Origin of the sequence: Pseudoglutamicibacter albus, from assembly GCF_031458175.1 — a bacterium.
In the GTDB taxonomy this organism is placed as follows: domain Bacteria; phylum Actinomycetota; class Actinomycetes; order Actinomycetales; family Micrococcaceae; genus Pseudoglutamicibacter; species Pseudoglutamicibacter albus.
Map to the genome: position 1 here is coordinate 2,024,487 of NZ_JAVDXX010000001.1, position 12,215 is coordinate 2,036,701.

Annotated in this window: 12 protein-coding genes and 1 riboswitch; of the genes, 1 reads left to right on the forward strand and 11 read right to left on the reverse strand. The window is 59.6% G+C overall.

The window, feature by feature from the left end:
- Positions 1-70: 70 nt before the first annotated feature.
- From J2S67_RS08945 to J2S67_RS08955, 3 genes are all read right to left on the reverse strand, one after another.
- Positions 71-1,390: an MFS transporter gene (locus J2S67_RS08945; RefSeq protein ID WP_310248353.1), complete on the reverse strand. Its 1,320-nt coding sequence runs from the start codon at positions 1,388-1,390 to the stop codon at positions 71-73.
- A 64-nt stretch (positions 1,391-1,454) separates the two neighbouring features.
- Positions 1,455-2,210, reverse strand: a complete 756-nt coding sequence (locus J2S67_RS08950; RefSeq protein WP_310248355.1) for a hypothetical protein — start codon at positions 2,208-2,210, stop codon at positions 1,455-1,457.
- Positions 2,211-2,368: 158 nt separating this feature from the next.
- Positions 2,369-3,106: a hypothetical protein gene (locus J2S67_RS08955; RefSeq protein WP_310248358.1), complete on the reverse strand. Its 738-nt coding sequence runs from the start codon at positions 3,104-3,106 to the stop codon at positions 2,369-2,371.
- A gap of 128 nt (positions 3,107-3,234) precedes the next feature.
- On the opposite strand from J2S67_RS08955, the gene J2S67_RS08960 reads away from it, so the two are divergent.
- Entirely contained in the window at positions 3,235-4,356 is a 1,122-nt protein-coding gene (locus J2S67_RS08960; RefSeq protein ID WP_070507512.1) for an EamA family transporter, read from the forward strand.
- Between the two features lie 62 nt (positions 4,357-4,418).
- Here the strand turns inward: J2S67_RS08960 and dnaB are convergent, their stop codons facing one another.
- The 8 genes from dnaB to J2S67_RS09000 form a co-directional block, all read right to left on the reverse strand.
- Entirely contained in the window at positions 4,419-5,822 is a 1,404-nt protein-coding gene (gene dnaB, locus J2S67_RS08965) for a replicative DNA helicase (protein WP_052048389.1), read from the reverse strand.
- Between the two features lie 506 nt (positions 5,823-6,328).
- The gene (locus J2S67_RS08970; protein WP_310248364.1) at positions 6,329-6,970 is read right to left on the reverse strand and encodes a PepSY domain-containing protein; all 642 of its coding nucleotides are present in this window, start codon (positions 6,968-6,970) and stop codon (positions 6,329-6,331) included.
- A 116-nt stretch (positions 6,971-7,086) separates the two neighbouring features.
- Complete coding sequence (locus J2S67_RS08975) at positions 7,087-7,611, reverse strand: flavin reductase family protein (protein ID WP_310248367.1); 525 nt, start codon at positions 7,609-7,611, stop codon at positions 7,087-7,089.
- Positions 7,612-7,651: 40 nt separating this feature from the next.
- A riboswitch (SAM riboswitch) is annotated at positions 7,652-7,765 on the reverse strand.
- Between the two features lie 196 nt (positions 7,766-7,961).
- A complete protein-coding gene (gene rplI / locus J2S67_RS08980) occupies positions 7,962-8,423 on the reverse strand; it encodes a 50S ribosomal protein L9 (RefSeq protein ID WP_070491295.1) in 462 nt (153 codons plus the stop codon).
- A 23-nt stretch (positions 8,424-8,446) separates the two neighbouring features.
- Positions 8,447-8,686 (reverse strand): 30S ribosomal protein S18, encoded by a 240-nt coding sequence (gene rpsR / locus J2S67_RS08985; protein ID WP_035755765.1) that lies wholly within the window; start codon positions 8,684-8,686, stop codon positions 8,447-8,449.
- Positions 8,687-8,756: 70 nt separating this feature from the next.
- A complete protein-coding gene (locus tag J2S67_RS08990) occupies positions 8,757-9,356 on the reverse strand; it encodes a single-stranded DNA-binding protein (protein WP_310248371.1) in 600 nt (199 codons plus the stop codon).
- Positions 9,357-9,409: 53 nt separating this feature from the next.
- Positions 9,410-9,709, reverse strand: a complete 300-nt coding sequence (rpsF, locus tag J2S67_RS08995; protein WP_035755761.1) for a 30S ribosomal protein S6 — start codon at positions 9,707-9,709, stop codon at positions 9,410-9,412.
- 252 nt (positions 9,710-9,961) lie between these two features.
- Entirely contained in the window at positions 9,962-12,211 is a 2,250-nt protein-coding gene (locus J2S67_RS09000; protein WP_310248375.1) for an acyltransferase family protein, read from the reverse strand.
- Between the last annotated feature and the right edge of the window lie 4 nt (positions 12,212-12,215).

Sequence of the window (12,215 nt, forward strand, 5' to 3'; positions counted from 1 at the left end):
GTTCGGCTCACTCGGGTTGGGTTACCCACCTATAGTGCCCCAGATTGTTCAACAATGTCTACATGGGTATCTATCTGCGCTTTTTGAGCGCGGGATCGCGGTCCACTTCCTCCAGCGATTTACCCGCCATATCCCGCATGAGCCACAGCAACACGGCACCGAACAGCACCACGACCGCCGTGGCATAGTACGCCGGGGCATACAGGTTGCCGGTCGCCTCGATCAACGCTGTAGCGATCATCGGAGAGAACCCACCGAAAACCGCGGCAGCGATGTTGTAGCCGATCGCCATCCCTGCGAAACGCCCCAGCGCACTGAACTGTTCTGGGATCGCTGCCGCCGCGACCGCGGACCATCCCGCCGCCGGCACCGCAAGCAAGGCAACACCTGTAGCGGCACCCGCGTTGCCGGAGCCGGCCAACAGCAGGTATGCCGGCAACGTCGTGACCACAAGCACGAGCCCGAGCGTGAGCATCATCGCGCGCCGCCCAAACCTATCTGAAAGCAGGCCTATGAACGGGGTCGCGATAATCGCAGCGACCATCGCAATAGCGCCCAGGTTCAGCGCGAGCTGATTGGAAACCTCCGCCGTGGACTCAAGATAGGTGGGGATGTTGGTGATGTTGAGGAAATACGTGACCGAACCGATCGAGGAAAACAGGAAAGCGACCAGCACCGCTTTGGGTTGGTGCTTCAAAACGTCGATGAGGGGCGATCCTTTGCGCCGCTGTGTAACCCCGGCTTCCTGGAGTTTTTCGAAGGTCTGCGTCTCGTCCATGGACCGCCGCAACGGAATCATGACGGCCGCTAACAGCCCGCCCACCACGAACAGGATCCGCCAACCCCAGGTATCCATCTGATCAGCGGTGAGCCACTGCGCTAACAGTGCCGCCCCACCCACGGCAAGGAGGGAGCCGAGTTCAGAGTTCGCTGCAGCCCAGCTCGCGGCGACTCCGCGCCGGTTCTGTTTCGCGGACTCCATGAGGTACACCATGATCCCGGTGTATTCAGCGCCCACCGAGAATCCCGCGAGGCATCGCAGAGCCACCAGCAGGATGCCTGCCCACACCCCGAGCACGTCATAGCCGGGCAGGGCCGCGATGCCGAACATCGCTACCGCCATCAGCATCGCGGAGATCACAAGGGCTTGTTTACGCCCGATGCGCTCCCCCAGGTGCCCGAAAACCATGGCTCCCAGCGGGCGGAAGAGGAACCCTGCCGCGCCAACACCGAGGGTGAGCAGTAACGAGGAGGTATCCCCGTGGAAGAACGTGCGGGTCAGCGAAGTGGATACATAGAAGAAAATCGAGAAGTCATACCACTCGACGACCGTCCCGAACGCCGCCACCGCGAGCGAGCGTCGCCGCCGCTTGGGCGTACGGGAAGCCAACGGCCTGTCCACATCTACCGGATACCGAGTGTGAACAGGCCGTTGGTGCGAAGCGCTGGGCTGGTTATGGGAGCGCGTCGTAAACCTTCTTAGCGTCAGCCGCAGCCTTCTTAGCGTCGCCAACGATCGATACGACGTAGTCGCCCTTTACTGCGTAAACGTATTCGACGTTCGTGCCTGCGAGGTTCGTTGCGAAGCCTGCAGTCTCGTCGAAGCCGAACTTGTCCTTGATCGGCTTGATGGTCACGGTCTGGCCCTGGATCTCGATCTTGCTGCAGACCGAGTTCTCGTTTTCCTTCCGGACCCGCTCCAGAACGTTCTCCGCCTGGTCACCGGAAGTGTACTTGATCACGTTGATGCCCTGCATCGCGACGCCAGACTTGGATGAGGACTGTTGCTTCAGGGCAGTCACAATCTGGGAGCCGTCTTCAACGAGCTCTGCTGCACCGAAGGCGGAAACTGGGCATTCCTTGACAGCCTTGCTGTTACCCAGGTCAGGCTTCTGCAGGTAGGGCTTGAGGTCTGCGACTTGGTAGTCCTTGCCGACGTTCTTCTTCACGAGCTGAACGAAATCACGGTCGGCATCCTGTACGTCCGCAATGCCGTCTGGGGTCTTCTCAGAGCTTTCCGAAGACGACGGGGCTGCGCTCTCGGTAGGCGTTGGGGTTTCCGAGTTCTGTGGCGCGGCCTGCGTGGTCTCTTCTGCTGGCTTTTTGTCGCCGCCATCGTTGCTGGAGCAGCCGACTAGCGCCGCCGCGAGCAGCGAAGGCACAGCGAGAATCGCCAGGGTACGGCGCGCGGTTTTTGTCTTGTTGAGCACTGTGAGAATCCCTACATGTCAGAGGATTGTGTGGAGCCTAGTGAGACACTAGCTGTGCTTAGCCTTGCGCAGATTGCCCGCGATCGCAACATCACTTCTAGGTTGCTAAAAGCTCACCGATCCACTAGGGGCGTTATGAAACCGAAGCGCTGGGTTCGCTATGGCAACGCGTCATAGACCTTCTTGCCGTCAGCAACTACCTCGTCGAGGTCTCCGATCATGATCACCATGAATTGACCCTTCGTTGCGAACAGGTTGTCGATGTCTTCACCCTGGACACCCAGGGTCATCCCCGCGGCCTTATCAAAGCCGTGCGTATCCTTGAGCGGTTCAATCTTGATCGATTTACCGTTGATCGGGGTTTCCTTACATTCCGGCTTATCCAGTTCCGAGTTGACCTGATCGAGGGCAGCATTCGCCTTATCAGCCGATCCAAACATGAGCACGGTGACGGCCTTCTGCTTTGGGCCCGACTGCACAGCAGTGACGACCTGAGCGCCATACTTGACGAGGTCCGCTGCGCCATAGACCGTGGCTGGGCATTGATCCGCGGCTGCGCCGGCACCCACGTCCGGTTTCGACACCCTCGAGCTAAGATCCACGACCCTATAGTCGGAGCTCACATTGTCTTTCATGAACTCCATGAACTTCGGGCTTGCAGGCGACGCTCCGGATGCCGATCCGCTGCCTTGTGAATCCTGCGGAGTTGAAGCCTCAGAGCTCTGGGACTCAGGGCTCTGAGACTGCTGACCCTGAGACTGTTCGCTCGAGGCGCCTTCCGGGCTCGTCTCGTTGCCGTCGCTCTTATCGCCGCAACCCACGAGCGAGGCTGCAAGCAGTGGTGGCACAGCAATCATTGCTAATGCGCGTCGTACAGTCCTCGTTTTATTAGTCATTGCTAGCCCTTACGTATCGTCAAGCTTCTAGTGAGACACTAGCTTTGCCTACCTTTGCGCAAATTGCCAGTGATCGCAATAAATTTTCTAGGCTGACTTATAGCTCGTCCATCCACTAGGAGGTGTTTATGCAACCGAAGTTCCTTATCGGTCTTCTCTTTGCTTTGGCGTCGTCCTTTGCATTCGCTCTTCCTGGACCGGTGGGGAAAGCGCTCTACGGTTCCGGCTGGTCGCCAGGTTCTGTGACTTTAGTGCGTTTGACCGGTTGCGCGCTCGTCCTCCTAGTGCCCACCTTGATCCAGTTGCGCGGTAAGTGGGGTGAAGTGCGTGCGCACTGGCGGCTTGTAGTCGCGTTCGGCCTGTTCTCGATGACCGGCGTTCAAGCCACGTATTTCGTGGCGGTGGAACGCCTGAATGTCACGATCGCGATCCTGCTTGAGATGACCGCACCCATGATGATCGTTTTCTGGCTGTGGGCCCGCACCAAGGCCCGCCCTTCCGGGCTCACGTTCTTTGGGCTTGCGATCTCGATGATCGGCCTGGTTGCGGTGCTCGATGTGGGCTCGGTCATCGGCGAAGGCTCAGGTTCCCTCGACGCACTCGGCGTGGTCATGGGGCTGGCCTCAGCGGTGTGCCTGGCCGTGTACTTCATGATTTCTGCGAACGACTCGGTCCGGATCCCCTCCACCGCCCTGACGGGGCTGGGCTTCGCGGTCGGCGCCATCGGCACGGTCCCGTTCGTAGCACTCGGTTTACTCCCATGGAAGGCAACCACGGATCCCGTTGCGCTCGGCCAATGGAGTGCACCCTGGTTCATCGCCCACAGCATCATCATCGTCTTCACCGTCGCCGCCTACGTCCTCGGTGTTGTGGGCCTGCGGCTCATGGGTGCCGGCGTAGGTTCGTTCGTGAACCTCACCGAGGTCCTCTTCGCAGCCGTTGTGGCGTGGTGGCTACTCGGCGAGACGCTGGCGAGCATCCAGTTCGTGGGTGGTGCGGCGATCCTCGCCGGAGTCGTCTTCATCAAGCTCGGTGAGCGCCCACGCGGCCGTTCGCCAATGTCCAAGAAGATGCCAGGCATCGAGCCTCGCCGCCGCGTCAAATGGCGGCCAACACGGAAGAAGAACCACAAACGCAAAGACGGCACGCCTGGCAACAAGACCCAGAACGGCGATAAGGGCCAAAGCCAGAAGAAGGTGCAGGAGGGCAACCAGAAACGGCCTCAACGCCGCGAGGTTACCCCGCTCTAAAGTCAGCCCGCTCTAAAGCCAGCCCCCGCTGATGCGCTGATGTCTCCCGCTCTAGCGCGTTGCTAGATGCCGGCGTCGGCGGATTCATAGGCCATGTTGTTGAAGCGCGAGTAGTGGCCCTGGAACGCGACCACGATCGTCTTGGTCGGGCCGTTTCTGTGCTTAGCCACGATTACGTCGGCTTCACCTGCGCGTGGGGACTCTTTGTCGTAGATGTCTTCGCGGTGCAACAGGATGACCATGTCGGCGTCCTGCTCAATCGAACCGGATTCACGCAGGTCGGAGACCTGTGGGCGTTTATCGGTGCGCTGTTCGGAGCCGCGGTTGAGCTGCGAGAGCGCGATGACCGGAACATCGAGCTCTTTAGCCAACAGTTTGAGCGCACGCGAGAACTCAGCGACCTCTTGTTGGCGCGATTCAACGCGTTTACCTGAGGACATGAGCTGCAGGTAGTCCAGCACCACGAGCTTGAGGTTGTGTTGTTGCTTGAGGCGGCGGCATTTCGCGCGGATCTCCATGAGCGTCATGTTCGGTGAATCGTCGATGAAGAACGGCGCGTTATTCAGTTGCGGGAGGGTGCGGGCGATCTTGGTCCAGTCCTCGTCGCGTAAGTCACCTTTACGCAGGTTTTGAAGCCCGACGGCGGTCTCAGCTGAGAGCATGCGCATCGCGATCTCGGTGCGGCCCATTTCAAGCGAGAAGAACACGGTGGTCATGCCGTTCTTGATCGCCGCGGAGCGGGCGATATCCAGCGCGAAGGTTGATTTACCAACTGCGGGGCGGGCCGCGACCACGATCATCTGGCCACCCTGGAACCCCTGCGTCAGCTCGTCCAGCTCATAGAAGCCCGAAGGCACGCCAGTGATTTCGTCGCCGGTCATCTGCCCTGCGGCCTCGATCTCATCGACCGTGGACTCCATGATCTCTGAGAGCAGCACGTAGTCTTCCGCAGTGCGCCGTTCAGCAACCTGCATGACCTCGGACTGGGCGTCGTTGACGATCGCATCGACCTCACCGTCGGCTGCGAAGGCCATCTGCGTGATGCGATCGCCCGCGTAGACGAGGCGGCGCAGGATGGCGCGCTCCCTCACGATCTCGGCGTAGAAACTCGCGTTCGCGGCCGTCGGAACGGATTGGATCAGCTCGTGCAGATAGGCCGCGCCACCGGCACGGTTGAGCTCACCGCTCTTGGTCAGGTGGCTCGAGACGGTCACCGCATCAGCCGGTTCCCCGCGGCCGTAAAGATCGGTGATCGCATCAAAAATGATCGAATGCGCGGGCTTATAGAAATCCGATGAGCGCAGAATCTCTACACAGTCGGCGATCGCGTCCTGGGAGAGCAACATGCCACCCAGAACCGACTGTTCAGCCGCTACATCCTGAGGCGGGACGCGCTCAGCAAGTGAGGACGCACCCGAGGATGATGCGCCTGCATCGCTGTAGTCGGCGTCGCTGTACTGATCCACTGTGCTCCTTCAACCTGTACTGTTCTCAGGCTCAGTGTAGGGCGAAAAAAACACAACACAACCCGAGTTATCCACAGCCCCTGTCGATAGTGTGTGGACTATTGTGGAACACACCGGTGGATATCCACTACTTCTGTGGATAACCTGGGGAAAACATCGCTGTGATCTTGCTTAAAATTAGCTGTATCCCGCGAGATTCCGCGGTTTTTTCTTGTGGATTATGAAGATGCTCTAGAAACTTTTCCCCAACCTTCAAGCACACGTGTCATGTTGACAAGAAGGATATCCACGCGATACACGCCTGAAACCCTAAGTTATCCACAGGTTTGGGCTAGTTACCCACAGACTCGCCCGAGTAGAGGTTGAAGGTTCGCCAACTCACCCTCGTGGAAGGTTGACGTGCCCACAAATGGGACTACATGAAATGGGGCTACATGCACATGGGGCGGGCCCGAAAGGGCCCGCCCCACAAACTACCTTGCACTATTGCTTAGGCTTTTCCGTGCTTATTTGTCCTTCTTGAGGACCTGTCCGCTCTTGACGTCCACATAGACCGTCACGTCGGCGCCGCCACCCTCTGGGTAGATATCAACTTCCCACATGATCTGGCCTTGCTCCTCGTCAACACTGACGTCATCGAGGGTGCCTGGGGTGTCCTTGAGCGCGGTCTCGATCGCCTTAGCGATTTCTACCTTGATCGCGTCATATTCGCGGCGGTCATCGCTGTCTACGTCTTCGACTTCATCCTGGTTGGTGACCTTGGATCCGTCAGCGGCTACCTCGAGCTCGTGACTCTTATTGCCCTTGACAACATCTACGCTCCAGCCGCTCTTATCGTCATCCCAGTCGAGGTCAACGACCTTTCCGCCAACTTCCTTTTCAGCGGTCTCGATCGCCTTGAGAGCGTTCTGTTGGCTGCCACCCTTGGTTGGGGCTTGCGCGTTGTTGTCTGCAGAGTCCTTATCATCAGCATCGTCAGCGTCATCGGCGTCAGTGTTCTGCGCCTGCTGAGTCTCAGTCTGCTGAGTTTGGGTCTGCTGGGCGTCCTGGGTGGATTCGGAGGTTTTGTCCTCCGTTGGAGCACCGCAAGCGGCAAGAACCAGCGCGAGGGTTGCTACGGACGTGAGGGCTACATGTTTTCTCTCCATGGCCTCAATATACGCAGATCGGGACTCAGATAGCACTGCTTTTTTGCTCAGCTCTAAGCCAATCTGGATTAACTGCCCGCGTTTGCCCTATGATCAGCGCCTCCAAACAGCAGGCTTTAGGCGGTTACGAGTGCGCGGTCTGGAAGCTGCGCAAGGTCGCGGAACGTCTTGCCGTGCAGCACGATCGGCTCTCCGTGTTCCTCGCCTTGCGATACAGCGTGGACCTTCAACAGCACGATGGTGTGGTCGCCTGCCGGGACCGTGTCATAGATCGAGGTCTCAAGCCACAGGGCGGCGCGGTCCAGGAACAAAGCACCGGAGTCAGCTAACGTAACGTCGAGGCCGCTGAAACGCTTGGATACGTCGCGGGAGGCGAGCTGATAGCAGACCTCGCGGTGTTCATCGGCCAGAATCGAGACGCCGAGCCGGTAGCCGTGCTTGAGGCGCTGCCATGTGCGGGATTCGTTGCGAACTGAGAAGGATACGAGCGCTGGCTCATATGAGATGCCGACCGCGAAGCTCGAGGAGACCATGCCTTCGTGGTGGCCTCCCACGCGGGAGCAGAGGGCTGCCACGCCTACAGGGAAACGGTCGAATGCCGAACGCAGGGTTGCCTGGTCGATGGTGTGGGTCAGGGACATAGCGACTCATCCTTCGCAAGTATCGGCCGTCCACTATGGCCGGCGCAGCTTGCCGCCGGCATTCCCGACGGCCGAATCGTCACCTGGGGCACCCCACCTACGCGAGAGGGTTGCCGACGGATTAGCCAGGGCCTAAAAATCCGTACTCATGATTCGTGTGTTAAACGATAAACAGTTCAGCGCACGCCGTGCAACTGAATGTGTCCTGTAGTTCATTTAATGAGACGAACGCCGCACCCTTGCCGGGTGCGGCGTTCGTTCACGCCCCTCGCGGGGCGCGTCTCAGACTGTTTCACACGTGAGCTGACACGCGGTTCACATTATGGTTCCGCGCGCTGAGTGCTTGAGTGTTACTTGCCCTTTGGTGCTGCAACAACGTGCAGCGTGGTGTTCGCGAGAACGTCTTCGTGCAGGCGGACGGTGGCCTTGTAGTGGCCAGTTGTCTTGACCTGCTGTGCGATCTCGATGGTGCGCTTGTCGACCTTGCCCAGGCCGGCAGCCTCGATTGCTGCTGCAACGTCGGCCTGCTTGACGGTACCGAACAGGCGGCCGGTGTCACCAGCTTTAACCTCGATGCGGATCTCAGCGTCCTTGAGGCCGTCTGCGATCTTCTGTGCTTCTTCGAGATTCGCGATGCGGTGGGCCTCGCGAGCAGCCTTGATGGACTCGATGTCCTTCTCGCCACCCTTGGTCCAGGTGATCGCGTAGCCGCGTGGCAACAGGTAGTTACGTGCGTAGCCGTCGCGTACTTCGACGATGTCGCCAGCAGCACCCAGGCCGGTTACCTCATGCGTGAGAATAAGCTTTGCCATGTTTCTTCTCTCCTCCTTCTTGCTTAGCCGCGGCCAGCGCCGGAGTATGGAAGCAGGGCAACTTCGCGCGCATTCTTGATCGCCTGAGCGATCTTGCGCTGCTCCTGCACGGTCACGCCAGTTACACGACGAGCGCGGATCTTGCCGCGGTCGGAGATGAACTTGCGAAGAAGGGCGACATCTTTGTAGTCAATGTAGTCGATGTCGGCGGCCTTGAGCGGGTTGGCCTTAGGCTTAGGCTTGCGAATTTCAGGCTTAGCCATCGTGGAGCTCCTTAGTTTGTTTTGGAGCCCGCAGTGTCAGCTGCGGGATGGGTATTGGTTTGAAAACGATTTAGAACGGTGGTGCGGACTGGCCGGGGTTTGCGCCCCAGTCGCTTGAGCCGCCAGAGTTACCCCACGGGTCGTTAGCTGGAGATTGCTGAGGCGCACCCCAGTCTCCGCCGCCGCCCTGGTTCTGCTGGCCGCCGAAGCCTCCGCCTTGGTTGCCGCCACCAAAGCCGCCGCCGGTGTTTCCACCGAAGCCGCCCTGGTTGCCGCCGAAACCGCCTTGGTTACCCCCGCCGCCTCGCGGGTTGCGGGTGACTTGTGCGGTTGCGTAGCGCAGGGCTGGGCCGACTTCGTCGACGTCCAGTTCCCATGCGGTACGGCGGTTGCCGTTCTGATCGTCATAGCTGCGGGCACGGAGACGACCCTGGGCGATGACGCGCATGCCCTTGGTCAGTGATTCCGCCACGTTTTCGGCGTGTTCGCGCCATACGCTGCAGCGCATGAAGAGGGCTTCGCCGTCTTTGAACTCGTTGGCCTGACGGTCGAAGATCCGCGGCGTAGAAGCGACCGTGAAGTTCGCTACCGCGGCACCGGAGGGCGTGAAACGCAGTTCCGGATCAGCGGTGAGGTTACCCACCACAGTGATGATGGTTTCTCCAGCCATGATTCCCCTTAGCGTGAAGCGTTGAAACGTGGTTGTGCCCGCTGAGGACGCGCTTACTTGATGCGCTGGTCCTCTGGGCGGATGATCTTGGTGCGCATGATGGACTCGTTGAGGCCCAAAACACGGTCAAGTTCGGATGCGGTCTGTGGCTCAGCGGTGAAGTTAACCACTGCGTAGATGGCCTCAGCCTTCTTGTTGATTTCGTAGGCCATGCGGCGACGGCCCCAGATGTCGATGTTCTCGACGGTTCCGCCGTCCTTGGTGACGACCTCGAGGAACTTGTTGAGCGTCGGTTCAACGGTGCGCTCGTCGACCTCGGGGTCAACCAGCAGCATCAGTTCGTAGTTACGCAAGTGAACCCACCTCCTTTGGACATAAAGCGGGCACGGTCTTTCCGTACCAGGAGGTTCTATTGCGGTAGCCCCTACCCTGCCATGCAGGGCGTGCAAGCCTGCTGAAGTGCGCATCACGATGCGGTTGCCAGCAAAACTTGAAAGTGGGCAACAGCACCAGTCTACCCGCAGTACGGCTCAAGCCATAACTCTTCACTGTGCGTGTGGGTGCCATCATGCACTGCGATGTGCAGCGCGCGTGGGCGGGAGGAGTCAGTCCTTGTGGTCGCGTAGCTGTTGAGGGAGGCGGCGCTCCAGGACGGGTGCGAGGCTTCTCAGGTACGTGTTGGTCACGTGATTTCCATCCCTGTAGATCAGCGTGTTGCCCGCGACCACGGAGCATTCGTCTTTGCTGCAGAAGTAATCGGTCATATCAAGGAAGTAGACGTCATCGAGCCGCCCGGCCGCCTCTACCGCCGGGTCATCAAGCAAACCTTGTTCAACACTGAAATCGCACTCGTGTGGCTTGTCCATGCTCCCGGAAACGCACGTGCGTGGAATCGGAATATCGTCATCACGCGACGGGACCGGGGTGTCTCGAACCACCACAAGCTGCGCCCCGCTCTTCTGCAGTTCCTTGAACGTGCGTTCGTAACCGTCCGCCGCATCGCCGCGGAATGTTGATCCTGCAAAGTTCTTGGTGATGATCACATCAGGCTCATCCTCAACGACCCGCTGGATGGATTCCTTATTCGGTTCAACGCACCGCTCATCAGCTTTACCGAGCTCACGAGGTTCAAGTGACATGGGGCATGAAGCCTTGGTGTAGGTGATGATCCGCCAATCGTGGTGCTTCGCTAGCTCCTCTAGCGGCTCCACGAGCATCCGGGCGTGAGAATCACCCATTATCGCGATCGTCTTCTCGCCGTCTTCCTTACCCTTCACGCAGCGCGGCGTGTGTTTCTTGCCGTTGCCCGCGAAACACTCCTGATCCGTGCGCGCATCGTCCTCAGCTTCCGCAGGGGTGGGCGTGATGACCGAGCCATACGTGAGCGCCGCTGGAAGCTCATCCGCGCGCTCCTCTTCGGTGACCAACCGGCCGCCCGGGCTATCCGGATGCCCCGCATCGAGCTTTTGAGCCCCGGACTTCTTGATGACTGGGTCCCAACTACCGGCAGCGAACTCCGGCCGCTCACCTTTTAGAAGCTCCGCGGCGAGCTCCTTCTGTTCGCGATTGATCGCATCCGCACGCACAATCGGAGTCACAGCAACCGCAACAGCAACGAGCGTTGCCACGCCACCTGCGATCCACGCTGGCGCGGGCGAGACCTTCAAACGCTTCCACTGGCGTGCAGGCTCCTCAACCCAACGCCACGAAACGTGCGCGAGCACACACGAGATCAGCATCAGCACGGGCACTTGCCACCAATACGGCTTATGCTCCGTGATCTGCACGAAAACCATGTACACCGGCCAGTGCCACAAATACAGCGAGAAAGACACCTTGCCCAGCCACTGAACCGGCGCCCAATCAACCAGCCAATTCAGCGACAACGCACCACTGGTACGGCCCGCGATGATCACCGCCACAGCCCCCAGTACGGGAACCGCCGCGCTAGCACCCGGGAACGGGGTCGCGTGCGTGTACGTGAGGATCGACCAGCACATCGCCGCAAGACCTGCCAGCGCTAGCACCGCACGCCACGAAACGCCGCCGCCCATCCGTTGCTTGCCCTTGCCGGAATCGTCCTTGAGGATGTAGGGCGCCAGGGCTGCGATCAAGCCGCCTAAGGCGAGCTCCCACACGCGCGTTGTCGTGATGAAATAAGCCGCCGGATCGTTTGAACGGACCCTATATTCAGCCCACACGAACGAGGCGAGGATCACCGCCGAAAACAGGACGATCGCATAGGCACGCACAGTGAGCCCGATGCGGCGGGCGAGCCATACGGCCAGGATCACCACGAGCGGCCAGAGAACATAGAACTGTTCCTCAACGCTGAGTGACCAATAGTGTTGGAAAGCGGTCGGCGCATTGTCTGAGGCCAGATAATCCACGGAATCAACGGCCAAAACCCAGTTCACGATGCTCAACAGGCTCGCGATGCCTTGCCGCGAAACCTGTTCCCACTGCTCCGTGGGCCACCATATGAACGTTGCAACGATGATCACGCACGCGGTCACTGTCGCGGCCGGCATGATGCGGCGGATGCGGGCAGCCCAGAACTCAGCGAGGTTGATCTTGCCGTGCACTTCGGCGTCCCGCAGAAGCTTCGATGTGATCAAAAACCCTGAGATCACAAAGAAGATATCGACACCAACAAAGCCGCCCGGAACTGCCCTGGGGTAGAAATGCCACGCCACAACGGCGAAGACGGCAATCGCCCGCAGGGCTTGGACCTCCGGGAGGAACTTCCGGCCGTCTCTGCGTTTCTGGGGCGCATCCTGCCCATGCGTGTTCTGCCCTCGCCTATCTAGTCCGCGAGCACCGTCCCCTTGGATCGTTGTGGCGTTGTTGGACATGCAC